The organism is Streptomyces sp. NPDC057445, from assembly GCF_042802855.1.
GTDB lineage: Bacteria > Actinomycetota > Actinomycetes > Streptomycetales > Streptomycetaceae > Streptomyces.
Genome location: NZ_JBHVDH010000016.1, coordinates 39,987 through 64,781, shown reverse-complemented (window position 1 = coordinate 64,781; position 24,795 = coordinate 39,987). Strand labels below are relative to the sequence as shown.

The following is a 24,795-nucleotide window of genomic DNA, read 5'->3' as shown; positions in this document are numbered from 1 at the left end:
ACTCAGGGTCCGCGCCCTGGCTCGACGTGACCGGCGGGAGAGAGTTCCTGGCTCCGGGGTGCTCCGGTGAGGGGAGTGCACCCGTGACAGTGGCGGGACCGCGCCGGATTCGCACCGGCTTCCTCTTCTGCCGCCGTAATGGCTCCGGAAGTCCACCATGGTCGAGAACAACCGTCAACTCGCCTTTGACCTGCGCAGGGACAGTGTGCGGAGTCCCACACAGGGCCCCGGACACGGCAGGAGCCGGACCTCGTCCACGAGGCCCGGCTCCTGCCGTACAGGGTGGTGTACGACCGTCAGACGACGATCAGATAGATCCCGTACGCGACCGCGGCCACGCAGAGCGCGAAACAGGCGTACGCGCCCGTGCGGGTGAGGGCCGCGGAGCCCCCCTGCGCCGAGGCGGCTTCCTGCTTGGCGAGGCCCACGATGCCCAGGGTGAACAGGCCCACCAGGGCGACGGTGACGACGAGGCTCACGCCGAAGACGGAGCCGAGAGCTGCCCAGTCGATCTTCATGGGGTTCGTTTCTTCCTTAGACCGTGGCGGCGGGCGCGGGGTTGGACTCGCCGGCCGGGGCCGGGATGGTGGCCTTGAGCTCCTCGGCCGCGGCGACGGTGGGCGGCGGGGTGACGGCCGCGATGGCGTTGGTGATGACGCCCGCGGGCTCCGCACCGGCCTCGGTGAGCTCGTCGTCGGTGACGTTCGTGTGGTCGACCGGCTTGCGGCGCGAGAGCGACCAGATCACGCCCGAGCCCGCGAGGAGCAGCACCGCCACGACGGCGATGCCCCAAGTGCCCTGACTGGTCAGGAACTCGGCGGCGGCACCGACCAGACCCGCGGCCGGCAGGGTCAGGCCCCAGGCGACGAACATCCGGGTCGCGGTGGACCAGCGGACCACACCGCCCTTGCGGCCGAGGCCCGCGCCCATGACGGCGCCGGAGCAGGACTGGGTGGTGGACAGCGAGAAGCCCAGGTTCGAGGAGGCGAGGATGACCGTAGCGGCGCTGGTCTGGGCGGTGAAGCCCTGCTGCGGCTGGAGGTCGGTCAGGCCCTTGCCCATGGTGCGGATGATGCGCCAGCCGCCCAGGTACGTGCCGAGCGCGATCGCGAGGCCCGCGGAGACGATGACCCACATCGGAGGGTTCGAGCCCGGGACGAGGACGCCGCCGGTGACGAGGGCCAGGGTGATGACACCCATGGTCTTCTGCGCGTCGTTCGTGCCGTGGGCGAGGGAGACGAGTCCGGCGGAGGCGATCTGGCCGGCGCGGTAGCCCTTGGCGGTGGCCTTCTGGTCGGCCCTGCTGCCGATCCTGTAGGTCAGCTTCGTCGCGAACAGCGCGGCGAGACCGGCGACGACCGGTGCGGCCACGGCCGGGATCAGGACCTTGGTGACGATGGTGCCGCCGTCGACGGCGGAGAAACCGGCGGACATCACGGCCGCACCGATGAGACCGCCGAAGAGCGCGTGGGAGGAACTGGACGGCAGGCCCAGCAGCCAGGTGAAGAGGTTCCACAGAATCGCGCCGACGAGCGCCGCGAAGATCACTTCTGTGCGTATGCCCTTCTCGTTGATGATCCCGCCGGAGATCGTCTTCGCGACCTCGACGGAGAGGAAGGCGCCGACGAGATTGAGCACGGCGGACATGGCCACCGCCGTCTTCGGCTTGAGTGCACCGGTCGAGATGGTCGTCGCCATCGCGTTGGCTGTGTCGTGGAAACCGTTCGTGAAATCGAACACGAGAGCGGTGATGATCACGATCCCGAGGAGAAGCGTGATGTTTTCCATTTACCCAGGCTTCTATTGGACGTCAGTGGCGCGCCGAACTTAGGCAACCTGGGTGAACGGAAGATGAACTGGACTCGGCGCCGCAGTGTCCCGAAGCGGGTTTGCGTCAATCCGCTTGTGAAGCGGAGGGGCCCTGGAGTCCGGTGGATCCCTGTCAGGGCGGGCTCGGGGGATTTCGCCACCGCGCGGGGAACCCGCCCGGCCCCGTCCGCAGAGCCATGGAGGAGATCCTGGTCACCCGGACGGGCGGGCCCCGGCGAACGCCTGAAAGGATCACCCCATGACCGGGTGGCAGCGGGAGAAGCAGCGGCACGACGCGATCGGGGAGGCGTGGGCGGACCTCGTGGCCACCGCCCGCAGGACCGCGGCGGACGGACTCGTGGTCGGCACCTCGGGAAATGTCTCGATACGGGTCCCGACAGAGGCGGGTGAGCTCGTCCTGGTCACCCCGAGCGGCGTGCCCTACGACAGGCTCGGCCCGCAGGACGTCGTCGCCGTCGATCCGGACGGGCGGCAACTGCTCGGCGATCTCGTCCCCACCAGTGAGCTGCCGATGCATCTGGCGATCTACCGGGCCACGGACGCGGCTGCCGTCGTGCACACCCATGCCGTGCACGCGACCGCCGTGTCCACGCTGGTCACCGAGCTCCCCTTGATCCACTACATGGCCGCCGCTCTCGGCGGCCCCGTCCGTGTCGCCCCGTACGCCCTCTACGGCACGGACGAGCTGGCGGCGAACATGCTCGCCGCCCTGGCGGACCGCAGGGGCTGTCTGCTCCAGAACCACGGAACGGTCACGTACGGAGCCTCGCTCGACGAGGCGTACGACCGGACGGCCCAGCTGGAGTGGATGTGCAGGCTCTGGCTCACCGCGAGCTCGCTCCCGGGGCGAGAGCCGTCCCTGCTCTCGCCCGCCCAGCTCGACGAGGTGCGCGACCGGCTCCGGAGCTACGGCCAGGCACGCTGACCCCTGCCCGCCGGGCCCCCGCACCGCCACCGCGCGTCACTCTGGTGCCCCGCCCACTGGCAGCCCGGCCGGGACATGCCGACACTGGAGCGGTGCGCCCGGCTACAGCGACGGCAGCGGCCGTCACCACCCTGCTAGGTCTTGGTGCGGGCACGCTCGCGGCCGGAAGGTACGCGAGTGATGCCGCACTCAAGGCGACTCCCGGACGGCCCCTGCCCGGCGAGCCGCGGCTCACCGTGCACGCCACAGGACCGGGACGCATCACTCTGACCCGCAGTCTCGCCTCCCTGCGTCCCGGTACCTACGGACTCACCGGCCCGGCCGTGCACGCGATCGTCGGGCCGGTCCTCGAGGACGTACCGCACGCCGCGGACACCGTCGTCCGACGGCTGGAGAGCGTCAGCCACGGCAGCCTCGACATCGGCACCAAGGTGCGGTTCACCCCACAGCTGCACATCGGCACGCCGAGCAGCGCGCTCGGGATCGACCACCGGGACGTGGAGATCCCCGGCGAACTCGGCGCCCTTCCCGCCTGGTTCGTCGCCGGCGTCCGCGGCACCTGGATCATCGCCGTGCACGGCCTGGGCACCACCCGGGAACACACCCTGAACCTGATGCCGTTCTTGACCGGCCTGCGGGTGCCCGTGCTGTCCGTCGCCTACCGCGGCGACGCCGGCGCGCCCCCGCCCCCGGACGGCCTGTGTCACCTCGGCGACTCCGAGTGGCGCGACCTCGACGCCGCCATCCGCCACGCCGTCCGCGGCGGCGCCGAGCGCGTGATCGTGCACGGCTGGTCCACCGGCGGCTCGATGGCGCTGCACGCCGCCGCCAACTCCGCCCACCGGGACCGGATCGCGGGGCTCGTCCTCGACTCCCCGGTGCTCGACTGGGAGGCGACCCTGCGCGCCCTCGCCGCCGCCCGCCGTACCCCGTCCTTCCTGCTGCCGCTCGCCGTACGTGCGGCCCAGGGCCGCACCGGGCTGCACGGCGACCGGCTGCGGCAGGCCGCCGACCCGGACGCGTTGCGCGTCCCCGCGCTGATCTTCCACGGCCCCGACGACCGGATCGCCCCCTGGGGGCCCTCACGGGAGCTCGCGGCCCGCCGGCCGGACCGGGTCATCCTCCACACCGTCCCCGACGCCCCGCACGCAGCCATGTGGAACGCCGACACGACCCATTACGAAGATCTTCTCCGCCGTTTCCTCACGCCGCTGATCTAGGGCTTCTCGTTCCGGTCGGGCCGTATCGGTGAGCGGGGCCCGGCGGCGTGCATCGCGAGGCGGAGGCAAGCGGAGGTAGGCGGAGGTAAGGAGAGCCCACGCGGTGGGGGCACCTCCCGGCGGTGGCCGGGGGCCGTCGGCGACCGACGAAAACGAGGCGAGGTGCGCCGCCGGGGCACGCGAACCCGGCAAGATCCGAACGACAGGCCCTGGCGGGTTTCCCCGCCCCGGACGGTGCCTGAGCAGGGACCGGACCCGGCCGGAGGCCCCCGCTCACCTGAGGAGCCCCCATTCCGTTTGGGCTTTCGGGCCGACAGCGGGGAGACTGCCCCCCGTGACGTCCCGTAACCTGCGCGACTCCAGACTCCGTCTTGTCCGCCCCCGCCCCACCGTCACGGCCCGCCGCGCCGTGACGAACCGGCGTACGCGCCCCGCTCCGCGCCCGCCCGAGGGCACCCCGCCCCGCGCGGAACTGGCCCGCCAGGCGCGCGAGGTCCTCGCCGACGCGGTCCGCGTCGCCCGCTTGGCCGCCGCAAGCCATGACGCGGCGGTGCGCGCCGACGCCCGGGAACGGGCCGCCGTCGCGCTGGAGCTGACACCGGAGCAGGTGAGCGCCGGCTGGGACCGCGCCCGGCTCGCGGGGCTCGTCGAACTCCACGGCGACACCGCGCGCCCCGGCTGGCGGCTGAACGTATGGGACCGGGACGACACCGCCGTACTGCGTGGCTGGGTCGCCCTGTTCGACGCCTGGTCCCTCGTTCACCCGGCACCGGCCGATGTGGCCCCCGCGGCCGTCGCGGAGGTCGTCGAAGCCGTCCCCCAGGTGCTCACCCTTCTCCAGCTCTCCGCGGGCCCCGTGCTCGTACCGGCCCTGCTGGACCTGCTGCAGCAGCGTGTCGTGGAACTCCGCGAGGAGCGCTGCGAAGTGCCCTACGGCCCGCAGCCCGACCCGTCCGCAGGCGGCACCGCGGCGACCGGTCCGGCGGCGACCGGTCCGGCCGCGGACGGTTCCGGCGTTCCCCTCTCGGCCCTGCTCGGCTGGGCCCTGGAAGGCCTTGCGGCCGTGGGCGCGCTCACCCTCGGCGAGGGCCAGGCCACCCTCACCCCGCTCGGCAGCTGGGCGGTCTGGGTCAAGCTCGAACAGATCTGCGTCGCCGCCCAGAGCCCCGCCGGCCATATCGAGCACTCCGCGGAGGAGATGCTCCGCGGCTGCGCCGGGCTCACCCCCGGCCCCGCCCGTGACGAGTACCGCGCCTGGCTCGCCGCCCGCACCGTCTCCAGCGCCGTCGCCGAACTCCTCACGGCCGCCCGTGGCGAGGACGCCCTGCTCCGCGGCCTCGCCTTCGAGGCTCTCCGCGTCGTCGGGGCGCCCGCCGAGGCCGGTGTGCGCGCCGCCGCGGAGGAGCCGTCCCTGCGTCCGTACGCCCTGCTGTGGCTCGCCGAGTACGAGGGAGCGGACCCCGAGGACACCGCCGAGGTGCTCACCCGCGAAGAGGCGACCTGGCTCTGGGTGGACACCGCGGCCGCCGTCGCCGACCACGGCGAGACCACGCTGCTGGTCCGCCATCTCGACTCGGCGGTGCAGGGCACCGTCCCCGCCCTGCTGGACGAGATCCGGGCCGTCGGCCACCCGCGCACCGTGCAGGTCCTGGTCGCGCTCGCGGCGGCGCATCCCGACCCCGCCCTGGCCAAGGCCGTCCGCCGCGCGGCCTTTCAGGTCCACACGGGAGGCTCGTAGGGCGTGTTCCGGAACTGGTGCGGAGCGGGCATCTCCCAGTGGTGGCTGGGGAGGTCAGCCTCGTACCGGACGTACGTGGACGACTCCGACAACGCAACGAGTGTGCCTGTCGGCGGTACCTCCCAGGCGAAGCTCCGGGGGACTCGCGAGCCAGGCGGATCCCCGGCACGGCCCAGGGTGGGAAGACACGCCCCGGCCGCCCGGACAGGGCGGCCCAGGGTCAGTCGTTCGGACCAGGCCGGATCGATGAGCGGGGTCCGGCGGTTGCCTCGCAGGGCGGAGGAAGCAGCCCGCGCGGTGGGGCCACCTCCCGGCGGTGGCCGGGGGACGAGGGCGACCGACGCAACGCAGCCAGGTGCGGCGCCAGGGCACACGGGCCCGCAAGACCCGAACGAGAGGCCCTAACCCTCCGCCGCCCCCGGCCTGTACGTCCCGAAACTCCAGACGTTGCCCTCCAGATCGCGCGCCATGTAGTCCCGGGAGCCGTAGTCCTGGTCGGTGGGCGGCATCACGATCTCCGCCCCGTGTTCCACCGCCCTGCCGTGGTGCGTGTCGACATCGTCGACATGGACGAAGACGCCGCCCGGACCGCCGCCCTCCATGAGCTTGTCGAACTTGCTTCCCGTGCCCTTGCTGCCCAGCATCACCATCCCGTTCCCGTACGACAGCTCGGCGTGGACGACCCTGCCGTCCTCGCCCTCGTACACGGCGTTCTCGGTGAAGCCGAAGGCTTCGGTGAGCTGTTGGATCGCGGCCTTGGCGTCCGCGTACAACAGCGTGGGACAGATGCTCGGTGCCTCCGCCATCTCGATCACCTTCCTCAGGACTCGACGACAGGGATGTGACCCGCGTCTCAGTCTGGCAGGAGGGACCGACAATGCCCGTCACCCACGGGGGAGGGCGGCCCGTCAGCGGAAGGTGTTGCAGGCGGCCATGTCGCCCGTGCGGAAGCCGGTGTAGAACCACTGCCGGCGCTGCGCAGCAGAGCCGTGCGTCCAGGACTCCGGGGTGACCCGCCCCTGGAACTTCTCCTGGATCCGGTCGTCGCCGACCGCCGCGGCCGCGTCCAGGCCGTCCTGGATGTCCGCGTCCGTCAGCTGCTTCAGCAGGGGCCTGCCCGTCTTCTCGTCCGGAGTGGTGGTGGCGTGGTGGGCCCACACCCCCGCGTAGCAGTCCGCCTGCAGCTCCACGCGCACCGCGTTGCTGCCCGGGCCCTGCTGTCCGTCCTGGGCCCGTCCGAGTGTGCCCATCAGGTTCTGGACGTGGTGGCCGTACTCATGGGCGACGACATAGGCCTGGGCGAACGGACCTCCGGTGGACCCGAACTTGGTCCGCAGGTCTTCGAAGAAGCCGAGGTCCAGGTAGACCTTGCGGTCGCCCGGGCAGTAGAACGGCCCGACCGCCGAGCTCGCGGCGCCGCACGCCGTACTGACCCGGCCGGTGAACATCACGGTCGGCGCGTCCAGGTAGACGCCACCGCGCCGCGCGAACTCCGAGCGCCAGTAGTCCTGGACGCTGTTGACCACCCCGACGGTCCGGCAGTCCTCCCGGATGTTCGCGTCGGAGCCCCTGCGGCACGCCTGGGCGACCTCGGCGGCCGACGAGGCGTTCGGGCCGGGGTCCTGACCGCTCTCGGTGAGCCCGAGCTGGTCGGGGCCCACACCGAAGATCAGTCCCAGGACCAGTGCGATGAGACCGACGATGCCGCCGCCGACGGTGGCTCTGCCACCCGGAACGCGGCTGCCGCGCACATCCTGGACCTCCGAGGTGTCCAGATCGGCGTCGTCGTCGAACTGCATGCCCCGAGTATCGATCAGTACGGTGCCGCTCGCCCCTTTTGTGCCATTCGTACAGAACATTCAGAAAGGTGGAGGCGTGAGCTTCCCATCGCTGCAGGCAGCGGACTGCCGCCGCCGTGGGGAGCGCCACAGAAAACCGGTTGCGTATGCCCGGTAGACTGGCCCGTATGGCAATTCTCCTCGTGGATTAGACGGCGTCGAAGCTGCTCCGCGCCCGTCGTCCTTCCGCCGTCCGTCCCGCCCTGGAGTCTTTCCGTGATCACCGCTTCCGGCATCGAGCTGCGTGCCGGCGCCCGCATTCTCATCGAGTCCGCCAATTTCCGTATCGCCAAGGGCGACCGCATCGGTCTCGTCGGCCGCAACGGAGCGGGCAAGACCACCCTCACCAAGTGCCTCGCGGGTGAGGGCATCCCCGCCGCGGGCCAGATCGCCCGTTCCGGCGAGGTCGGCTACCTCCCGCAGGACCCGCGCACCGGCGACCTCGACGTCCTCGCCCGCGACCGCATCCTCTCCGCCCGCGGCCTCGACGTCCTGATCCGCAAGATGCGCGACAACGAACAGCGCATCGCCACCGGCAAGGGCACCACGCGCGACAAGGCGATGAAGCAGTACGAGCGCCAGGAGACCGAGTTCCTGACGAAGGGCGGATACGCCGCAGAGGCCGAGGCCGCGACCATCGCCGCCGCCCTCAATCTGCCCGACCGCGTGCTCGGCCAGCCCCTCCACACGCTCTCCGGCGGCCAGCGCCGCCGTGTGGAGCTCGCCCGGATCCTCTTCTCGGACGCCGACACGCTGCTGCTCGACGAGCCGACCAACCACCTCGACGCCGACTCGATCGTCTGGCTGCGCGACTATCTGAGGACCTACCGCGGCGGCTTCATCGTCATCTCCCACGATGTCGACCTCGTCGAGACCGTCGTCAACAAGGTCTTCTACCTCGACGCGAACCGCTCCACGATCGACATCTACAACATGAACTGGAAGCTCTACCAGCAGCAGCGCGAGGCCGACGAGAAGCGCCGCAAGCGCGAGCGCCAGAACGCCGAGAAGAAGGCCGCGGCGCTCAACGCGCAGGCGGACAAGATGCGCGCCAAGGCCACCAAGACCGTCGCCGCGCAGAACATGGCGCGGCGCGCGGAGCGACTGCTCTCCGGCCTCGAGGACGCACGGGTCGCCGACAAGGTCGCCAAGCTTCGCTTCCCCGAGCCCGCGCCCTGCGGCAGGACCCCGCTGATGGCGGAGGGCCTGTCCAAGTCCTACGGATCGCTCGAAATCTTCACCGATGTGGACCTGGCCATCGACAAGGGTTCCCGTGTCGTCATCCTCGGTCTCAACGGTGCGGGCAAGACCACGTTGCTGCGCCTGCTCGGCGGTGTCGAGAGCGCGGACACCGGCCAGGTCCTCGAGGGCCACGGGCTGAAGCTCGGGTACTACGCCCAGGAGCACGAGACGCTCGACCCGGACCGCACCGTCCTGGAGAACATGCGCTCCGCGGCTCCCGACCTCGATCTGGTGGAGATCCGCAAGACGCTGGGCTCCTTCCTGTTCTCCGGCGACGACGTCGACAAGCCGGCCGGGGTGCTCTCCGGCGGTGAGAAGACCAGGCTGGCCCTGGCCACGCTGGTCGTCTCCTCGGCCAACGTGCTGCTGCTCGACGAGCCGACGAACAACCTGGACCCGGCGAGCCGCGAGGAGATCCTGGGCGCGCTGCGTACGTACAAGGGCGCCGTCGTGCTGGTCACGCACGACGAGGGCGCGGTCGAGGCGCTGCAGCCGGAGCGGATCATCCTCCTGCCGGACGGCGTCGAGGACCTGTGGGGCGCGGACTACGCGGATCTCGTCGCCCTCGCCTGACCCCTGCCGCGTGCCCGCCCGGCCCCGTGCTGCCCGCGCGGGAACGGTCCGGAAGGCACTGATCCACTCCGTATGGATCATTCGGCTCACGCGTGATCCATCATCTGAGTGAGTGCGTCTCGTACTCCGGCGTGGCGGTCGGCCGGGACGGCCCGGTGTGCTCCGGTGGCGCCCGGAATCGCGCCGTCCGGACCGCGGCCGTCCTGACCTGGAATTTCACCCTGTGAGAAGCCGAAACGTCTCGTCACCCACTAGCGGAATCCATGATTCCGGTAGTGGGTGACGGCGTACGGCCGCCAAAGCTTGTCGCACGGACCTTGTCGAATGGGTGGCCATGAAGCCGCGGAGGGGTGATCATGAGAGTCCAGAGCGCACTTCCCATGAGGAGGCACGGGTGGCCGAGACTCTGAAGAAGGGCAGCCGGGTGACCGGCGCCGCGCGCGACAAGCTCGCGGCAGACCTGAAGAAGAAGTACGACTCCGGTGCGAGCATCCGGGCGCTGGCCGAAGAGACCGGCCGCTCCTACGGATTCGTGCACCGGATGCTCAGCGAGTCCGGAGTCACGCTGCGGGGACGCGGCGGAGCGACGCGGGGCAAGAAGGCCGCCTCGGCCTGACGGCCGACAGCGGCAGCAGCCCGCGAGCGGCGTCCGAGGCCGACCCGCCGGTTCCGGTGTCGGCCACCCGGTCGACCCAGTGGTCGTCGGGGTGGTTACTGTGCAGTCACTTAATTGTCGCTGCACTGACTGCACCGGAACCGGAGGCACCTCATGACTTCGCTCGACTCGCTGGACTCTGTGCTCGACAAGGACGGCGTACGGCTCACCGTCGAAGACGCGGTGGCCACAGTGACCCTCACCAATCCGGCAAAGCGCAATGCCCAGTCTCCCGCTCTCTGGCGGGCGTTGACGGAGGCCGGGCGGTCGCTGCCGGGCAGTGTGCGCGTCGTTGTGCTGCGCGGCGAGGGCAAGTCCTTCTCCGCGGGGCTCGACCGGCAGGCGTTCACGCCCGAGGGCTTCGACGGCGAGCCGTCGTTCATCGACCTCGCGCGCGGTTCGGACGAGGAGCTGGACGCGGTCATCGCCGAGTACCAGGAGGCATTCACCTGGTGGCGCCGCAATGACATCGTGTCGATCGCGGCTGTCCAGGGCCATGCGATCGGCGCCGGGTTCCAGCTCGCCCTCGCCTGCGATCTCCGGATCGCCGCGCAGGACGTGCAGTTCGCCATGCGTGAGACAGGCTTGGGCCTGGTCCCCGACCTGACCGGGACCCACCCCCTCGTCTCGGCCGTCGGCTACGCGCGTGCGCTCGAGATCTGTGCCACCGGTCGCTTCGTCCAGGCCGAAGAGGCCGAGCGGATCGGTCTGGCCAACCTCGTGGTGCCGGTCGGGGAACTCGACGCGTCGGTACGCGACTTGGCGGCCGCGATGCTTGCCGCGCCCCGCGACGCCGTGATCGAGACCAAGGCGCTTCTGCGTGGCGCCCAGGAGCGTACCTACGAGGAGCAGCGCACCGCCGAGCGCGCCGCCCAGGCGCGCCGTCTTCGGGACCTCGCGGGCCTCGCGGACTGAACGAGATCAGGCCCCGGCCGGCACATCCGTGATCAGCACCGTCACCGGAACGGGCGACGGCAGCAGCGGGGTGACCGCCGCCCTGACCGCCAGGGCCACCGCCAGGGGGCGGTGGCCGGGCGCGACCGCGCATTCGACGCGTACGGCTCGATCGTCGACGCCGACCGGAGCGCCCAGGACGTCCGTCAGATGGGCGACGCCCGGTACGGCTGCCACCGCGTGGCCCACATCGCCCTGCGGCGCCGCCGCACGCACCCCCGTGGACCGGTCCGCCTCCCGCGGCTGCGGCAGTTCGTCCAGCAGTTCCGTCACCCGTAGATCGACCGCAGTGACCGCGAGGTCCAGGAGCTCCGTCGATGCGGTGAGCAGCGCCGCGCGAAGTCGCTCCGCCACGGCCGGGATCGGCTCGTCGGACGCCACCGCGCATTCCGTTTCGATACGCAGCGGGCCCGGCGGCAGAGCGCCGGGCGGCGGCGGGACCGCGTGTTCCGCCACCTCCTCCGGGTCGGCGAGCCCGATCCGCAGACTCTCCACCACGACGCCGCGTACCGCCGCCGCGCCCAGGACCGCCCGGGCCGCACGCTCCGTCAGCCAGGCGCCGTCGCCCGCCCCGCCGAGGGGAAGCAGCCGGCCGGGTGCCGGCCGGGCCCTCACCGCCTCGGCCCGTCCGCCTGCCGTCGTCATCGCTCCGGGCTCCTCATTGCCCCAGCCTGCCGCATCCCCGGCGCGGGACGGGGCAAGCGGACTTAGTGTGTGGGCAGCGGGGTCAGGAGTTCACCACCGCCCGGAAAGGGACGCATGGCGATGACCGACACCGACATCAATGTGAAGAAGGAGCCGTCCGCACCGGGCAAGCTGGGTGGCGGCGATCCGGCCACCCGGGGGCGCACCAGCATCTCCGACGGCGTCGTGGAGAAGATCGCGGCACTCGCGGCCAGGGAAGTGATCGGTGTCCACGCCCTGAGCAACGGCTCCCGCACGTTGGGAGCCGTGCGCGACCGGGTGCCAGGCGGCGGGCGTCCCAGCGTCAGCCGTGGTGTGAAGGCCGAGGTCGGTGAGCTCCAGACGGCGATCGACGTGGAGATCGTCGTCGACTACGGGGTGTCGATCACCCAAGTGGCCCGGGCCGTCCGCGAGAACATGATCTCGTCGGTGGAACGCATGACCGGCCTCGAGGTCGTCGAGGTCAATATCGTCGTCAGCGACGTGAAGCTGCCCGACGAGGAGGACGAAGAGCCGGAACCGCGGATCCAGTAACGGCGCTCACGAGAGGATCTCACGATGAGCATGGCGGTGGCCGGCCTGCTGGCCGGCATGGCGCTCGGCTTCGCCGGATACTTCGGCGGCTTCGGAGCCTTCCTCCTGGTGGCCGCTCTTGGCGCGGTCGGCTTCGTGGCCGGCCGCTTCCTCGACGGCGACCTCGAACCGGGCGACTTCTTCCGCAGCCGCGAGCACGGCGACCGGCGGAGGTGACACGGCGTGGCCGCGGACCCGACTCCCTCCCCGGCGAGCCGGAGCGCCGGCACGGAGGGGATCACGCAGGGGGCCGACGCGCAGGGGATCGAGGCGCCCGAACGGGGAGCGACGACGATCGCCGACCGGGTCGTCGCGAAGATCGCCGCACGAGCGGCGCGGGAGGCGCTCGGACGCGTTCCGGAAGGCGGCTCCGTCCCCCATGCCACGGTCACGGTCCACCATGACCATGCCCGCGTCCGTATCAGCCTCGAACTCGACTACCCCTCCGACATCGGTGCGCAGTGCGGTGCGGTGCGCCGCCATGTCGCTCAGCGGGTAGAGGCGTTGGCGGGGATGGAGGTGCCCGAGGTCGCCGTGGACGTCGAGCGGCTGCATTCCGTCCACACGCGCCGGGGCGCCCAGGGGAGGCTTCGATGACCGAACCGGTGAAGACGGACCCGGCGGAGGAAACCGCACCGGTGAAGGAACTGGACCAGTCGGCCTCCGCTTCCGCCTATCGGCCGGCGGCGGCGGGCGGCGGCGACCGCGGCGACCGCTTCTGGTCCGCCCGGCGGATCCCGGCCGGACTGCTCGCGGCGGCGCTGACGGGTGGAGCGGGGCTGTTCCTCTACGACATCGCGTCGGTCCGTGCCGGGCGCCAGGGCATGTCATGGCGCCGCTCCCTCGCGGGCCTGCTCGAGCAGCGCCCGCTCGACGACACCTGGGTGCTGGTGGGCGCGGGCGTCGCGGTGGCGCTCGGGGTGTGGCTGCTCGTACTCGCCGTGACCCCCGGACTGCGGGGGCTGCTGCCGATGCGGCGGGATGCGGCCGACACGGGCCTGAGGGCGGCACTGGACCGGAAAGCGGCGGCGCTGGTGCTCCGCGACCGGGCGATGGAGGTGTCCGGGGTGCAGTCCGTACACGTACGGACGGGACGGTCCCGGGTCCGTGTGCGTGCGGTGTCCCACTTCCGTGAACTCGACGACGTACGCACCGATTTGGACACCGCACTCGGCGAGGGCGTCCGGGAGCTCGGGCTGGCACACCCGCCCGCGCTGCACGTCCGTGTGCGTCGTCCGGTCAAGAAGGGGTGACCGGGATGCTGCGCATCGTCAACCGGGTCCTGCTGGGTCTGGCCGGGCTGGTGCTGGTGGTCGCGGGGGGAGTGGTGCTCGCCGCCGGACTGGGCCCGGATGTGCCGTCGTGGTGGCCGTGGTCGGGACCGGACGACGTGCTGCTCTCCCAGGCCGCCAGGCAGCGGTGGCGGGCCGAGGGCTGGTGGTGGCCCGTGGTGATCGCGGCCCTGGTGGTGGCCGTACTCCTCGCACTGTGGTGGCTCCTGGCCCAGTTCCGCCGCGCCCGGCTCGCCGAGGTCCTGGTCGAGAGCGGCGACGGCGAGGGCGCGCTGCTCCGGGGGCGCGCCCTGGAGGCCGTGATCACCGGTGAGGCGGAGGACCTGGAGGGCGTTGCCGCCGCCCGGATCGCACTCCATGGCCGCCGCACGGCGCCCACCGCCCGCGTCCGTCTCCTTCTGGAGCCCTACGCGTCACCGGGCGAAACCCTCCACCGCCTCTCCAGGGAGGCCCTGACCCACGCCCGTGACTCGGCGGGCCTCGCGTCACTCCCGTCGGAGATTGTCCTGCGCGCGGAGAAGCACCACGCCCGGCGCGCGTTGTGACGGGGCCGCGCCCCGTTGCCCCGAGTGGTGTCCCCCGGCTTCCATCTGCGTGCATCGCGCCGGGCGACCTTTCGGGATGCGGGAGCGCGGAGGCGCTGGTTCGCTGAAGGTGCCCGATCGTCCCGAAGTCGAGGAGTGATCATGAGCGCAGGTGAAACCGGTGGGCGCGCCCGGCAGATGCGTCAGAAGGCAGAGGAACTGAATCAGGCCGCGGAACGGGCGACTGATCCGGACGAGCGGCAGCGGCTCCAGAACAAGGCCCGCAGGCTGCGGGACCAGAGTGAGCAGGAGAGCGCCATGGAGGCGGGGGACGTGTATCCCCAGGAGTAAGGGGGAGTAGGGCCCTCCGCCCTGGTCGGCCGGTGTCCGCTCGCGGCGAGCGGTACGGGACCAGCAGTACGGGACGTCCGGAACGGGACGAACCGTACGGGACGAACCGTACGGGGCGAACCGTACGGGGCGAACCGTGCAACGCGAACCGTCGCGCGAGCGGCCACCGGCCGCGTGCTGCCCCGCGCGGCCTCCTCAGAAACCGCGCCGGGCCCCGCCGTCCACCGGCAGCATCACACCCGTCAGATACGACGCCGCGGGAGACAGCAGGAACGCCGCCGTACGGCCGAACTCCTCCGGGGTGCCATAGCGCCGCAGCGGAATGCGGGACTCGTTGGCCGAGCGGGCCGCGTCCGCGTCGCCCGAGAGGCTGTCCAGTTCGCGTACGCGGTCCGTGTCGATACGGGCCGGGAGCAGCCCTACGACGCGGATACCGCGCGGCCCCAGCTCGTCGGCGAGGGACTTGGCGAAACCGGCGAGTCCGGGGCGAAGACCGTTGGAGATCGTCAGGCCCGGGATCGGCTCATGGACCGAACCGGAGAGCACGAAGCCGATGACCCCGCCCTCGCCCAGCACCTCCGCCGCGCTCCGCGCCAGCCGCACCGCGCCCATGAACACCGAGTCGAACGCCGACCGCCACTGCTCGTCCGTGTTGTCGGCGACGAAGCCGGGCGCGGGGCCCCCGACGCTGATCAGAACCCCGTCGAGGCGGCCGAATCGTTCACGCGCCGTGGCGATCAGCCGCTCTGCGGTCCCGGGTGCGGCGTTGTCCGCCGCGATGCCTGCGACGTCCGGGCCGAGCTCGGCAGCGGCTTCCGTGACCGGCTTCTCGTCCCGCCCCGTGACGACCAGCTTCGCGCCTTCGGCCGCCAGGGCTCGCGCCGCCGCGTTGCCGAGGCCTCGCGTTGCTCCGGTGACGATGTACACACGGTCCTTCAGTCCAAGATCCATGGGCCTATCCTGCCGCCTCCGGCGCGGCCAGGGCGAGGGCGGATCCCACCAGTCCGAGATGGCTGAACGCCTGCGGGAAGTTGCCGAGCTGCCGCGCCGTCACCGGGTCGTACTCCTCGGCCAGCAGACCGACGTCGTTGCGCAGCGCGAGCAGCCGCTCGAAGAGCTCCCGCGCCTCCTTCACCCGTCCTGTCATCCGCAGCGCGTCGACCATCCAGAACGAGCACGCCAGGAACGTTCCTTCACTGCCCGGCAGCCCGTCCACCGGCCGTCCCCGCAGCGAGTAGCGGCGGATCAGCCCGTCGTGGCCCAGCTCGTCCCGTATCGCGTCGACCGTGCCGATGACCCGCGGGTCCTGCGGGGGAAGAAAGCCCACACGGGGTATCAGCAGCGCCGCAGCGTCCAGCTCCTTCGAGCCGTAGGCCTGGGTGAAGGTGTTCCGCTCCGCGTCGAAGCCCTTCTCGCACACCTCCCGGTGCACCTCGTCCCGCATGGCCCGCCACCGGCCCGCGTCGCCGGGCAGCGACGGGTCGGCCTCCAGGGCCCGTACGGCACGGTCGGCCGCGACCCATGCCATCACCTTGGAGTACACGAAGTGCTGCCGCGGCCCGCGCACCTCCCACAAGGACTCGTCCGGCTCGCGCCACTTCGACTCCAGGAAGCCCAGCAGACTGAGCTGGATGTTCCATGCGTGCGGCTGGGGCTCGAGGCCCGCCTCACGGGCGAGCTGCAGCGAGTCCATGACCTCGCCGTACACATCGAGCTGCAGCTGGCGGACGGCGGCGTTGCCGACCCGCACCGGGGCCGAGCGCGCGAAGCCGCGCAGCCATGGCAGCTCCAGCTCGGGCAGCCGGCGCTCACCGGCCACCCCGTACATGATCTGCAGATCGGCCGGGTCGCCGGCCGCCGCGCGCAGCAGCCAGTCGCGCCACGCCGCGGCCTCTTCGGTGTAGCCGGTCGCGAGCAGCGCGCCCAGGGTGAGCGTGGAGTCGCGCAGCCAGGAGAAGCGGTAGTCCCAGTTGCGTACGCCGCCGCGGTCCTCTGGCAGCGATGTGGTGGGCGCGGCGACGATGCCGCCCGTCGGGGCGTATGTCAGGGCCTTGAGGGTGATCAGCGACCGGAGCACGGCGTCGCGGTACGGCCCCTCGTACCGGCACTTCGCGGACCAGTCCGCCCAGTCCTCCAGGCTCTGTTCCAATGCCTCGAACGGCTCGATGAGTCGCGGGCGCGGCTGGTGGGAGGGGTGCCAGGTGAGCACGAACGCCACCTGCTCGCCCTCACCGACCGTGAAGGACGAGCAGGTGCTGAACTGCTGTCCCCACGTCTTCATCCGCACGGTGTCGGGGTGCTCGACGCGCAGCCAGACGGAGTCGGGCCCGGCGACCGCCACCCGGTGTCCGTCGGAGCGGCGTACCCATGGCACGACCGAGCCGTAGTCGAAGCGCAGCCGGAGCGTGGCGGACATGTCGACGGTTCCGCTGACGCCCTCCACGATCCGTACGACGTCGGGGGCGGTGTCGCGCTGCGGCATGAAGTCGGTCACCTTGACGGTGCCGGTTCTCGTCTCCCAGACCGATTCGAGGACGAGGGAGCCGGGTACATAGGCGCGGCGGGTGCAGTTGCCGGCGTCCTTCGGTGCGAGCTGCCAGTGGCCGTTCTGCTCGTCGCCGAGCAGCGCGGCGAAGCAGGCTCCGGAGTCGAAGCGCGGCAGACAGAGCCAGTCGATGGAACCGTCCATGCCGACCAGGCCCGCCGTCTGCAGATCGCCGATCAGAGCGTAGTCCTCGATGCGTTGCGTCACGCTCAGGCACTTTCCCGCAGCTCCGCCGCCTATGCGAAGTGCCCCCGGCGGGGCTTGCGTTCAGGCGGCCGCGGGTGCCGGCTCCGCCGTGGGCCCGGTGGCCGCCGCGGCGCGGTCGCGCTTCTCACGCCGTACGAGGATCACCCAGCCGACGGGCACGCCCGCCGCGAACAGCCACCACTGGACGGCGTACGCCATGTGCGCGCCGATGGAGTCGTGGTCGGGGTCGGGGATCAGTTCCGGCGAGTTCCCGGAGGGCTCGGGTCCGGTCTGCTCCAGATAACCGCCGAGGACCGCCCGGCCGAGGAGCTTCGCCTGCTGCTCGCTGTTGATCAGCATGATCTGACGGGGCGGCAGCCCGGCCAGATCCTTGATGCCGCTGGAACCCGTCGTCTGGTCGGCCATCAGCCGGCCCGTGACGGTCACCTCGCCCTTGGGAGCGGGCGGCACCTCGGGGAACGCCGCCTGGTCGGCCGCCGCGGGCACCCAGCCGCGGTTCACGAGCACCGCGCGGCCGTCGGTGAGGACCAGGGGGGTCAGTACGTGGAAGCCGACCCGGTCGTCGGCACTGGTGCGCCGGCGCACGACGACCTCGTGGGCGGTGTCGTACGTTCCGGTGGCGGTGACCTTCCGCCAGTAGTCGGCGCGGGGAACGCTGTGACCGGGCGAGGTCAGCCCGGTGACCGGGACGGGACGGGCGGTGAGGTTGTCCGAGATCAGTTTGTTCTGTGCGACCCGGTGCTGGTGCCGGTGCAGCTGCCAGAAGCCCAGTTCGACCATCGCGGGGATGAGGACGAGGCTGACGAGGGTGAGGATCACCCACTGCCGGGACAACAGGAAGCGGTACACCCCATGACCGTACAACTCGGCCATGGGGTGCTCGGAGGGAGGGGTGCTCGGCGGGACCGTCGAGCGGAGCGCGGGGGCGGAGGCCCGGCGCGGGACGGGCGGTGGACGAGCGGTGGGCGGGCGGTGGGACGGGCGCCCGTCGGCCGGGCGGGCGACGGGCCGGCGTGGGGGGCCGACCCGTACGGGGGGCTCAGACCTTGTCGACGATGCCTTGCCTCCCCTCGGCGCGGGCGCAGTGCCCGCCGCAGTACCAGTGGCCGTCGACCTCGACGCCCTGGCCGATGATCTGGACCCGGCAGTGCTCACAGATGGGCGCCATCCGGTGGATGGCGCAGGAGAAGCAGTCGAAGACGTGCACCGCGCCCTGCGCGTGCACCTCGAAGGACATGCCGTAGTCGTTTCCGCAGACCTCGCAACGTGCCATGGGCCGCATGCTGCGGAGCGCGGACGGCCGGAGCAAGATCCCTCCTGGCGATTCGGCACGGCTGCACCCGACCGGCGCAGCGGCGTCGTGGGCGGCCCCGGTGACCGGTACCGGGAGTGCCGGCGGTCCGCGGACCGGTACGGGGAGTGCCGGCGGTCCGCGGCGGGCGCAGGCCCGCCCGTGGACCGGCTGCGGCGGAGCGTCACTCCCGCGCCGGGGCCACGTCCCTCAGCAGTTGCGTGAACGCCGCCTCGTCGACGACGGGTGTGCCGTAGGACTTCGCCCGCACCGTCTTCGACGTCGCCGCGTCCGGATCGTTGGTGACGAGCAGGCTCGTGAGCCGGGAGACGCTCGTCGCCACATGCAGCCCCGCCTCGACGGCGCGGTCCTCCAACAGCTCCCGCTCGATGGAGGTGTCACCCGAAAAGGCCACCCGCATGCCCTGCTTGAGCGGTTTGTCTGCTTCGTAGCGACCGGGGTTGGGATAGGGGCATGCGGGCCGTCTGCGCGAGGGACGCCAGCTGTTCGGCCGGTACGAGGACGTCGCCTGGTGGCCGATGCGGGGAGCGGCAGGTGCGGAGGACCACTCGGTCAGCGGCCGGCACTCCAGCAGCGGCAGCCGCACGCCGCGCTCTGCGGCCGTGTGCAGACTGGGCCGGAACGCCTCGGCCAGCACACGTGCGTCGTCCAGCGCGTTGTGCGCGCGCCGCTGGACCACACCGAAATGGGCGGCCAGGGACTCCAGCTTGTGATTGGGCAGCGGAAGCGCCAGCTCCTTGGAGAGCGCGATCGTGCAGAGCCGTTGGCGCACCGGAGCGGCACGTTCCGCCCGTGCGTACTCCCTGGCGATCATGGACCAGTCGAAGATCGCGTTGTGCGCGACGAGGACCCGGCCGTCCAGCCGGTGCGCGAACTCGAGGGCGATATCGCTGAACAGCGGCGCACCGTCGAGCACATCACTCGTCAGGCCATGGATCCACACGGGGCCCGGATCCCGCTCCGGATTCACCAGGGTGTACCAGTGGTCCTCGACATTTCCCTGCGCGTCCAGCCGGTAGACGGCAGCCGACACTATCCGGTCGTCACGGGCGAGTCCGGTGGTCTCCACGTCGACGACCGCGTACCCCTGGGGATACGCGGCCGGCCACGCTGCTGCGGTCGTAGGGTTGTCGAGCATGGTCACAGAGCTTACGGGCCCTCACTGACAGAACCGTCCCGGCCTGCCGCCCGGCTGGTGCGGCGGCTCGGCCCACGGCCGCGACGACGCCGGGCGTGCGACCGGCAGCCGCGTCCCTGCGGCTCCGTCAGCGGCCGTACGCGCGCAGAGAAGTGCCGGACGGTCCGCTTCCCGTGCAGGGAGCGGCCTCATTCCTTCTTCGCTACGGCTGCTCGGTTCCCGTCCGTCCCGCGGGACAGCAACGAGTCCACCAAAGCCCGTACGGACACCACGAACAGCTTCTCAGGGTTGGCGGGCCGCCCCAGCGCACGGGCCAGGCCCGTGTCGCGCTCCGCGGTCCCGGTGCTCCACAGCTTCTCCCCGCGCGGCGACTGCTCGGGGGCGCGGTCCCGGTTGCGCTCGACGAGGACGAAGCCGACTATCTGGAACTGCACCGCCCGTACGGCCTCGGCGGCGCGCGCCCCGCGCAGCCCCGCCGAGTGCATCTCATGGACGAGCGCACGCTGGGCGGGCAGGAACATCCGCTCGGTCAGGCCCCGTTCATGGACCATCGCGATCAGATGGGGCCGGGCGCGCAGTTCGTCGCGCAGCTGGCGGGCGACGGAGACGATCCTGGTGGCCGGAGTGCGTCCGGTGGGCCGGATCGCGCCCATCTCCTGCACGGTGCGTTCGACCAGTGCGTCGAGAAGCGACTCGCGGTTGCCGATGTGCCAGTAGATCGACGTCACGGCCGTACCCAGCTTGGCGGCGAGTCCCCGCATGGTCAGGGCGTCCGGGCCGTGCTGCCGGACCAGGTCCGCCGCCGTGTCCAGCACCTCCTCGCGGGTCAGTGCGCTGCGTGGCATGAAAAAGGCCTCCAATTCCTGTACGTGCACGGCTCTTTACCCTTCATCGGCGTCGGTGTAACTGTGTTACAGGACCGACCCCGACGACGAACGACGAAGGGTGGTACGACATGGCACGCGTACGGTACGGCGCGCGCTCCGAGGCCGAGATCGCGGCCGCTCGTGCGGCGGGCGCCAGGCTCCCCGACATCTGGTCCACGGGTGTCGTGGCGGTCTGGGAGACCGATCCGGACGTGGTCGCGGCCGTTCTGCCGCCACCGCTCAAACCCACAGAACGCCCCCTCGTACGGGCCGCAGTCAGCAAGGTCGACCTACCGGGCCATCAACCCCTCGGCGCGGGCTCGGTCGCCGTCGCCGCCGCCCACGGCGACCAGCAGGGCTGGTATCCGCTCGTCATGCCGATGACCGGCGAGCGGGCCCTCATCGGCGGCCGGGAGGTGTTCGGTGAGCCGAAGAAGCTGGGGGAGGTGACCGTCGAGCGCGACGGTCCGGTCGTGCGGGCCTCCCTCGCCCGGCACGGGATCGCCTTCGTGGAGATCCGGAGCGCGGTGTCCGGCCCTCTGCCGCTGCCGGAGCCTGCCGAGAAGGTGGACTTCTACTTCAAGTTCCTTCCGGCGGTGGACGGTTCCGGTTCCGGCTTCGACACGGACCCGGTCCTCGTCCACTGCGTACGCCGGGAGAAGGTCCGGAAACTGGAGCAGCTCACGGGCGATGTCGTGCTGCGCGAGTCGATGTACGACCCGGTCGCCGACCTGCCCGTACGGGGGCTCGTGGAGCTCACCGTCGGTGAGAAGACCACCAGCCAGAAGGGGCGCGTGGTCGAGCGGGTCAGCGCCCGGGCCCTTCTGCCGTACGTCCACCAGCGCTACGACGACCCGCAGCAGATCCTCGACGGCCCCCCGGAACGGAGCGTCCGGTGAGGCTCGCGGAGGGACAGGTCGCTGTCGTCACCGGCGCGGCGAGCGGTGTCGGACTGGCCCTGGCGCGGAGGTTCGCCGCGGAGGGACTGAAGGTCGTCCTCGCGGACGTCGAGGAGGGGCCCCTGCACAAGGCCGCGGACGAACTCGCCGCGGGCGGTGCCGAGGTCCTCGCCCGGGTCGTCGACGTCTCGGACCGGGACTCCGTACGGAACCTGGCCGACGACGCGTACGGCACCTTCGGCGCCGTCCATGTCCTGTGCAACAACGCGGGGGTCGGCTCGGGCGCGGAGGGCCGGATGTGGGAGCACGAGCCGAACGACTGGAAATGGGCCTTCGCGGTGAACGTGTGGGGCGTCTTCCACGGCATCCAGGCCTTCGTCCCGCGGATGATCGCGGGCGGTGGGCCCGGCCATGTCGTCAACACATCGTCCGGTGACGGCGGAATCGCCCCGCTGCCCACCGCGTCCGTGTACGCCGTCACCAAGGCGGCCGTCGTGACGATGACCGAGTCCCTGTACGCCCATCTGAGTGCGGAAGGCGTCCCCGTCGGAGCCTCCGTGCTCTTCCCCGGCCCGCACATGCTCCGCACCGGCCTGTGGGAGTCGCACCGCAACAGGCCCGCGCGCTACGCCAAGGAACGGCCGCGCAGGACCCCGTACCGGACCCTCGGCCAGTGGGAGGCGGCGATGAAGGCCGCCGGGCACGAGGTGATGTTCACCCCCGTCGAGGAGGTCGCCGCGCACGTCGTGGACGGCATCAGGGCCGACCGCTTCTGGATGCTCCCGGCCGGCGAGCACAGCGACCGCCAGATCCGGGCGCGTTCACAGTCGATGCTCGACCGCGCCAACCCGTCGTACCTGGAGAGTTTTCCACTGGATTAGGGAGCCGTGATGTCGGACCCGCACACCCCGGACGACCCGTACCTGATCATCTCCTCCGACTGCCATGCCGGACTGCCCACCGAGCGGTACCGGCCCTACCTCGACTCCCGCTTCCACCGGGACTTCGACGACTTCCTCGCGGGACGGGAGCGCCGCCGCGAGGAGATGACCCGTCTCGGCGTACGCAACGAGTCCTTCGCGAACAAGTGGTTCAGCGACAACGAGGAAGGGCTGCGCGGTGGCTGGGACGCCGCCCAGCGGCTCAAGGAACTCGACGGGGACGGGGTGGCCGCCGAGGTCGTGTTCCCCGACGCGGACGCCGTCGACAGCTCCACCGCCGCGCCCTTCGGCGTCGGCCTCGGGCTCTCCGGTGACCAGGACCCCGACCTCGGCATGGCGGGCGCCCAGGCGCACAACCGCTGGCTGGCGGAGTTCGTGTCGCGGAATCCCGAACGGCACTGCGGAGTTGCCCTGCTTCCCGTCACCGGGGACGTGGACCGTGTCGTCGCCGAGATCCACCGCTCCAGGGAGTCCGGGCTCGGTGCGCTGATGATCCCCTCGATGTGGGTGGACAAGGCCCCGTACCACGACCGGCGTTACGACCCCGTCTGGGCGGCGGCGGCCGAGACCGCCATGCCGCTGGTCACCCATTCCGGCGCCGCACCCCGCCACGAGTACGGCGACCACCTCGGCATCTACGTCTCCGAGGTCACCTGGTGGCCGGCCAGGCCGCTGTGGTTCCTGCTCTGGTCCGGGGTCTTCGAGCGCCACCCCGGACTGAGGTTCGGCGTCGCCGAATCCGGCTGCTGGTGGCTGCCCAACCTCCTCTGGTTCATGGACCGGCTCTACCTCGGCGCCCACGGCGGCAAGAAGCTCTCCCCGTTCGCCGAGCTGAAGCGGCCGCCGAGCGAGTACCTGGACCGGCAGGTCTTCATCTGCGCCACCAACACCAAGAGGCGCGAACTCGCCCAGCGGTACGAGATCGGCGTCGACAACATCCTCTGGGGCAGCGACTTCCCGCACCCCGAGGGCACCTGGCCCGACACGCGCACGTGGCTCAGGAACACCTTCCACGACATCCCCGTGGCGGAGACCCGCCGCATCCTGGGCCTGGCAGCCGCGGAGGTCTTCGGCTTCGACACCGGCAAGCTCGCCACCGTCGCCCGCCGCATCGGCCCGACCCCGGCCGAGCTGGGCCAGCCCGACGACCAGGCCGCCGTCGAGGCGTCGTGGGCGAGGTCGCGGGAGGTGGGCCGCCACTGGCTGACCGACCACGACTTCCCGTCGCTGGGGGTGTCCCCGTGACCGAGGACCGCTACACGGTCATCTCCGCCGACTGCCACGCGGGCGCCGACCTCCCCGACTACAGGCCGTACCTGGAGAAGCGGTACCACGACGACTTCGACGCGTGGGCGGCCACCTACGTCAACCCGTACGAGGACCTCCTCGCCGACACCGCGGACCGCAACTGGAACTCGGACCGCAGGGTCGCCGAGCTCGAGGCCGACGGCATCGTCGCAGAGGTCGTCTTCCCCAACACCATCCCGCCCTTCTTCCCCTCCGCGTCACTGATGGCCCCGGCGCCCGCCCCCGCGGAGTATGAGCGGCGGTGGGCCGGACTGCGCGCCCACAACCGCTGGCTCGCCGACTTCTGCTCCCTCGTCCCGGGCCGCCGGGCGGGCGTCGCACAGATCCTGCTGAACGACGTGGACGAGGCCGTCGCGGAGGTCCGCCGCAGCAAGGAGGCAGGTCTCACCGGCGGCGTCCTGCTGCCGGGCGCCCCGCCCGGCTCCGGAGTCCCCGAGCTGTACTCGGCGGTGTACGACCCGCTGTGGGCGGTCTGCGAGGAACTGGACGTACCCGTGAACCACCACGGCGGCTCGGCCTCCCCGCCGCTCGGTGACGAACCGGCCGCCCGGGCCGTCTTCATGGTGGAGACGACATGGTTCTCGCACCGGGCCCTCTGGCACCTGATCTTCGGCGGTGCCTTCCGCCGTCATCCCGGGCTGAAGCTGGTCCTCACGGAACAGGGTTCGGGCTGGATCCCGGCCGTCGTGGAGATGCTGGACTACTACCACGGGCGGCTCGTCGCCGCGGCCTCCCGGGCAGCCACCGCGGAGTCCAAGTTCGGCGCGGGACTGGCCGGCTCCATGGGAAAGGGCCCCAGCGAGGTCTGGCGCGACAACTGCTTCGTCGGCGCGAGCTTCATGCGCCCGCACGAGGTGCCGCTGCGCGACCGGATCGGCCTCGACAAGATCATGTGGGGCAGCGACTACCCGCACGACGAGGGCACGGCGCCTTACTCCCGCGAAGGCCTCCGCATCGCCTACGCGGGCCTGCCCCGGGCAGAGATCGCCGCGATGGCAGGGGGGAACGCGGCACGGGTGTACGGCTTCGACCTCACCTTTCTCGACACGCTCGCCGCTGTCCACGGCCCGACGGTCGAGGAGATCGCCGAACCCCTGAAGGAGGTTCCCGCCGATGCCACAAGCCCCGCCTTCGCCCCGGGCGGGTCGGTACGCGTGTGGTGACCGTTGCCGCGCGGGGA

The 24,795-nt window shown here is 71.5% G+C and carries 27 protein-coding genes and 1 riboswitch; of the genes, 16 read left to right on the top strand and 11 right to left on the bottom strand.

The window, feature by feature from the left end; all coding sequences use genetic code 11:
* Positions 1-20 precede the first annotated feature (20 nt).
* Positions 21-172: riboswitch (cobalamin riboswitch) on the bottom strand.
* A 124-nt stretch (positions 173-296) separates the two neighbouring features.
* Positions 297-518 (bottom strand): hypothetical protein, encoded by a 222-nt coding sequence (locus ACFU5O_RS27215; RefSeq protein WP_384244557.1) that lies wholly within the window; start codon positions 516-518, stop codon positions 297-299.
* A gap of 16 nt (positions 519-534) precedes the next feature.
* Positions 535-1,788, bottom strand: coding sequence for an anion permease (locus ACFU5O_RS27210; protein WP_384244556.1), 1,254 nt, complete (start codon positions 1,786-1,788; stop codon positions 535-537).
* A gap of 280 nt (positions 1,789-2,068) precedes the next feature.
* Between ACFU5O_RS27210 and ACFU5O_RS27205 the strand changes: the two genes are divergently transcribed.
* From ACFU5O_RS27205 to ACFU5O_RS27195, 3 genes are all read left to right on the top strand, one after another.
* On the top strand, positions 2,069-2,755 hold the full coding sequence (locus ACFU5O_RS27205; protein WP_384244555.1) for a class II aldolase/adducin family protein: 687 nt from the start codon (positions 2,069-2,071) through the stop codon (positions 2,753-2,755).
* A 92-nt stretch (positions 2,756-2,847) separates the two neighbouring features.
* The gene (locus ACFU5O_RS27200) at positions 2,848-3,975 is read left to right on the top strand and encodes an alpha/beta hydrolase (RefSeq protein ID WP_384244554.1); all 1,128 of its coding nucleotides are present in this window, start codon (positions 2,848-2,850) and stop codon (positions 3,973-3,975) included.
* A gap of 334 nt (positions 3,976-4,309) precedes the next feature.
* Complete coding sequence (locus ACFU5O_RS27195) at positions 4,310-5,713, top strand: hypothetical protein (RefSeq protein WP_384244552.1); 1,404 nt, start codon at positions 4,310-4,312, stop codon at positions 5,711-5,713.
* Between the two features lie 401 nt (positions 5,714-6,114).
* On the opposite strand, the gene ACFU5O_RS27190 is transcribed toward ACFU5O_RS27195, so the two are convergent.
* On the bottom strand, positions 6,115-6,519 hold the full coding sequence (locus ACFU5O_RS27190; RefSeq protein ID WP_384244551.1) for a VOC family protein: 405 nt from the start codon (positions 6,517-6,519) through the stop codon (positions 6,115-6,117).
* Positions 6,520-6,621: 102 nt separating this feature from the next.
* Complete coding sequence (locus ACFU5O_RS27185) at positions 6,622-7,512, bottom strand: neutral zinc metallopeptidase (RefSeq protein WP_384244550.1); 891 nt, start codon at positions 7,510-7,512, stop codon at positions 6,622-6,624.
* Positions 7,513-7,767: 255 nt separating this feature from the next.
* Between ACFU5O_RS27185 and ACFU5O_RS27180 the strand changes: the two genes are divergently transcribed.
* From ACFU5O_RS27180 to ACFU5O_RS27170, 3 genes are all read left to right on the top strand, one after another.
* On the top strand, positions 7,768-9,366 hold the full coding sequence (locus ACFU5O_RS27180; protein WP_384244548.1) for an ABC-F family ATP-binding cassette domain-containing protein: 1,599 nt from the start codon (positions 7,768-7,770) through the stop codon (positions 9,364-9,366).
* A 394-nt stretch (positions 9,367-9,760) separates the two neighbouring features.
* Positions 9,761-9,982, top strand: coding sequence for a helix-turn-helix domain-containing protein (locus tag ACFU5O_RS27175; protein ID WP_006123601.1), 222 nt, complete (start codon positions 9,761-9,763; stop codon positions 9,980-9,982).
* 153 nt (positions 9,983-10,135) lie between these two features.
* Complete coding sequence (locus ACFU5O_RS27170) at positions 10,136-10,936, top strand: enoyl-CoA hydratase/isomerase family protein (RefSeq protein WP_384244547.1); 801 nt, start codon at positions 10,136-10,138, stop codon at positions 10,934-10,936.
* A gap of 6 nt (positions 10,937-10,942) precedes the next feature.
* Here ACFU5O_RS27170 and ACFU5O_RS27165 read toward each other — a convergent pair whose 3' ends face one another.
* Positions 10,943-11,620 carry a hypothetical protein gene (locus tag ACFU5O_RS27165; RefSeq protein WP_384244546.1) on the bottom strand — a complete coding sequence of 226 codons (678 nt, stop codon included), beginning with the start codon at positions 11,618-11,620 and terminating at the stop codon, positions 10,943-10,945.
* A gap of 114 nt (positions 11,621-11,734) precedes the next feature.
* Between ACFU5O_RS27165 and ACFU5O_RS27160 the strand changes: the two genes are divergently transcribed.
* The 6 genes from ACFU5O_RS27160 (at position 11,735) to ACFU5O_RS27135 (ending at position 14,399) form a co-directional block, all read left to right on the top strand.
* Entirely contained in the window at positions 11,735-12,193 is a 459-nt protein-coding gene (locus ACFU5O_RS27160) for an Asp23/Gls24 family envelope stress response protein (RefSeq protein ID WP_384244544.1), read from the top strand.
* A 24-nt stretch (positions 12,194-12,217) separates the two neighbouring features.
* The gene (locus ACFU5O_RS27155) at positions 12,218-12,409 is read left to right on the top strand and encodes a hypothetical protein (protein WP_384244543.1); all 192 of its coding nucleotides are present in this window, start codon (positions 12,218-12,220) and stop codon (positions 12,407-12,409) included.
* A 60-nt stretch (positions 12,410-12,469) separates the two neighbouring features.
* Positions 12,470-12,829, top strand: coding sequence for an Asp23/Gls24 family envelope stress response protein (locus ACFU5O_RS27150; protein ID WP_384244657.1), 360 nt, complete (start codon positions 12,470-12,472; stop codon positions 12,827-12,829).
* Complete coding sequence (locus ACFU5O_RS27145) at positions 12,826-13,485, top strand: DUF6286 domain-containing protein (protein WP_384244542.1); 660 nt, start codon at positions 12,826-12,828, stop codon at positions 13,483-13,485. Before ACFU5O_RS27150 ends, ACFU5O_RS27145 begins: the two co-directional genes overlap by 4 nt.
* Before the next feature lie 5 nt (positions 13,486-13,490).
* Positions 13,491-14,069, top strand: coding sequence for an alkaline shock response membrane anchor protein AmaP (gene amaP, locus ACFU5O_RS27140; RefSeq protein WP_384244540.1), 579 nt, complete (start codon positions 13,491-13,493; stop codon positions 14,067-14,069).
* A gap of 141 nt (positions 14,070-14,210) precedes the next feature.
* Complete coding sequence (locus tag ACFU5O_RS27135) at positions 14,211-14,399, top strand: DUF6381 family protein (RefSeq protein WP_384244539.1); 189 nt, start codon at positions 14,211-14,213, stop codon at positions 14,397-14,399.
* A gap of 195 nt (positions 14,400-14,594) precedes the next feature.
* On the opposite strand, the gene ACFU5O_RS27130 is transcribed toward ACFU5O_RS27135, so the two are convergent.
* From ACFU5O_RS27130 to ACFU5O_RS27105, 6 genes are all read right to left on the bottom strand, one after another.
* Complete coding sequence (locus tag ACFU5O_RS27130) at positions 14,595-15,350, bottom strand: SDR family oxidoreductase (protein ID WP_384244538.1); 756 nt, start codon at positions 15,348-15,350, stop codon at positions 14,595-14,597.
* A gap of 4 nt (positions 15,351-15,354) precedes the next feature.
* Positions 15,355-17,151, bottom strand: coding sequence for a glycoside hydrolase family 15 protein (locus ACFU5O_RS27125; RefSeq protein ID WP_384244536.1), 1,797 nt, complete (start codon positions 17,149-17,151; stop codon positions 15,355-15,357).
* A 60-nt stretch (positions 17,152-17,211) separates the two neighbouring features.
* A complete protein-coding gene (locus ACFU5O_RS27120) occupies positions 17,212-18,000 on the bottom strand; it encodes an SURF1 family protein (RefSeq protein WP_384244535.1) in 789 nt (262 codons plus the stop codon).
* A gap of 190 nt (positions 18,001-18,190) precedes the next feature.
* Complete coding sequence (locus ACFU5O_RS27115; RefSeq protein WP_384244534.1) at positions 18,191-18,424, bottom strand: hypothetical protein; 234 nt, start codon at positions 18,422-18,424, stop codon at positions 18,191-18,193.
* A gap of 202 nt (positions 18,425-18,626) precedes the next feature.
* Positions 18,627-19,601: a DEDDh family exonuclease gene (locus ACFU5O_RS27110; RefSeq protein ID WP_384244533.1), complete on the bottom strand. Its 975-nt coding sequence runs from the start codon at positions 19,599-19,601 to the stop codon at positions 18,627-18,629.
* A gap of 188 nt (positions 19,602-19,789) precedes the next feature.
* Positions 19,790-20,446, bottom strand: a complete 657-nt coding sequence (locus ACFU5O_RS27105) for a TetR/AcrR family transcriptional regulator (RefSeq protein WP_384244531.1) — start codon at positions 20,444-20,446, stop codon at positions 19,790-19,792.
* A gap of 110 nt (positions 20,447-20,556) precedes the next feature.
* Here ACFU5O_RS27105 and ACFU5O_RS27100 point away from each other — a divergent pair, with 110 nt between their 5' ends.
* The 4 genes from ACFU5O_RS27100 to ACFU5O_RS27085 are packed head-to-tail and all read left to right on the top strand — an operon-like array spanning position 20,557 to position 24,778.
* The gene (locus ACFU5O_RS27100) at positions 20,557-21,366 is read left to right on the top strand and encodes an acetoacetate decarboxylase family protein (RefSeq protein WP_384244530.1); all 810 of its coding nucleotides are present in this window, start codon (positions 20,557-20,559) and stop codon (positions 21,364-21,366) included.
* On the top strand, positions 21,363-22,247 hold the full coding sequence (locus ACFU5O_RS27095; protein ID WP_384244529.1) for an SDR family NAD(P)-dependent oxidoreductase: 885 nt from the start codon (positions 21,363-21,365) through the stop codon (positions 22,245-22,247). The genes ACFU5O_RS27100 and ACFU5O_RS27095 overlap by 4 nt, the downstream gene beginning before the upstream one ends.
* A gap of 9 nt (positions 22,248-22,256) precedes the next feature.
* The gene (locus tag ACFU5O_RS27090; RefSeq protein ID WP_384244527.1) at positions 22,257-23,552 is read left to right on the top strand and encodes an amidohydrolase family protein; all 1,296 of its coding nucleotides are present in this window, start codon (positions 22,257-22,259) and stop codon (positions 23,550-23,552) included.
* Positions 23,549-24,778, top strand: a complete 1,230-nt coding sequence (locus tag ACFU5O_RS27085) for an amidohydrolase family protein (protein WP_384244526.1) — start codon at positions 23,549-23,551, stop codon at positions 24,776-24,778. Before ACFU5O_RS27090 ends, ACFU5O_RS27085 begins: the two co-directional genes overlap by 4 nt.
* Positions 24,779-24,795 lie beyond the last annotated feature (17 nt).

Excerpts from the sequence above, each read along its gene's own strand:
- ACFU5O_RS27110 (WP_384244533.1), bottom strand. The coding sequence starts at position 19,601 with ATGCTCGACAACCCTACGACCGCAGCAGCGTGGCCGGCCGCGTATCCC.
- ACFU5O_RS27165 (WP_384244546.1), bottom strand. The coding sequence starts at position 11,620 with ATGACGACGGCAGGCGGACGGGCCGAGGCGGTGAGGGCCCGGCCGGCA.
- ACFU5O_RS27185 (WP_384244550.1), bottom strand. The coding sequence starts at position 7,512 with ATGCAGTTCGACGACGACGCCGATCTGGACACCTCGGAGGTCCAGGAT.
- ACFU5O_RS27210 (WP_384244556.1), bottom strand. The coding sequence starts at position 1,788 with ATGGAAAACATCACGCTTCTCCTCGGGATCGTGATCATCACCGCTCTC.
- ACFU5O_RS27205 (WP_384244555.1), top strand. The coding sequence starts at position 2,069 with ATGACCGGGTGGCAGCGGGAGAAGCAGCGGCACGACGCGATCGGGGAG.
- ACFU5O_RS27215 (WP_384244557.1), bottom strand. The coding sequence starts at position 518 with ATGAAGATCGACTGGGCAGCTCTCGGCTCCGTCTTCGGCGTGAGCCTC.
- ACFU5O_RS27170 (WP_384244547.1), top strand. The coding sequence starts at position 10,136 with ATGACTTCGCTCGACTCGCTGGACTCTGTGCTCGACAAGGACGGCGTA.
- amaP (WP_384244540.1), top strand. The coding sequence starts at position 13,491 with ATGCTGCGCATCGTCAACCGGGTCCTGCTGGGTCTGGCCGGGCTGGTG.
- ACFU5O_RS27145 (WP_384244542.1), top strand. The coding sequence starts at position 12,826 with ATGACCGAACCGGTGAAGACGGACCCGGCGGAGGAAACCGCACCGGTG.
- ACFU5O_RS27115 (WP_384244534.1), bottom strand. The coding sequence starts at position 18,424 with ATGGCACGTTGCGAGGTCTGCGGAAACGACTACGGCATGTCCTTCGAG.
- ACFU5O_RS27105 (WP_384244531.1), bottom strand. The coding sequence starts at position 20,446 with ATGCCACGCAGCGCACTGACCCGCGAGGAGGTGCTGGACACGGCGGCG.
- ACFU5O_RS27135 (WP_384244539.1), top strand. The coding sequence starts at position 14,211 with ATGAGCGCAGGTGAAACCGGTGGGCGCGCCCGGCAGATGCGTCAGAAG.
- ACFU5O_RS27190 (WP_384244551.1), bottom strand. The coding sequence starts at position 6,519 with ATGGCGGAGGCACCGAGCATCTGTCCCACGCTGTTGTACGCGGACGCC.
- ACFU5O_RS27155 (WP_384244543.1), top strand. The coding sequence starts at position 12,218 with ATGAGCATGGCGGTGGCCGGCCTGCTGGCCGGCATGGCGCTCGGCTTC.
- ACFU5O_RS27090 (WP_384244527.1), top strand. The coding sequence starts at position 22,257 with ATGTCGGACCCGCACACCCCGGACGACCCGTACCTGATCATCTCCTCC.
- ACFU5O_RS27160 (WP_384244544.1), top strand. The coding sequence starts at position 11,735 with ATGGCGATGACCGACACCGACATCAATGTGAAGAAGGAGCCGTCCGCA.
- ACFU5O_RS27130 (WP_384244538.1), bottom strand. The coding sequence starts at position 15,350 with ATGGATCTTGGACTGAAGGACCGTGTGTACATCGTCACCGGAGCAACG.
- ACFU5O_RS27100 (WP_384244530.1), top strand. The coding sequence starts at position 20,557 with ATGGCACGCGTACGGTACGGCGCGCGCTCCGAGGCCGAGATCGCGGCC.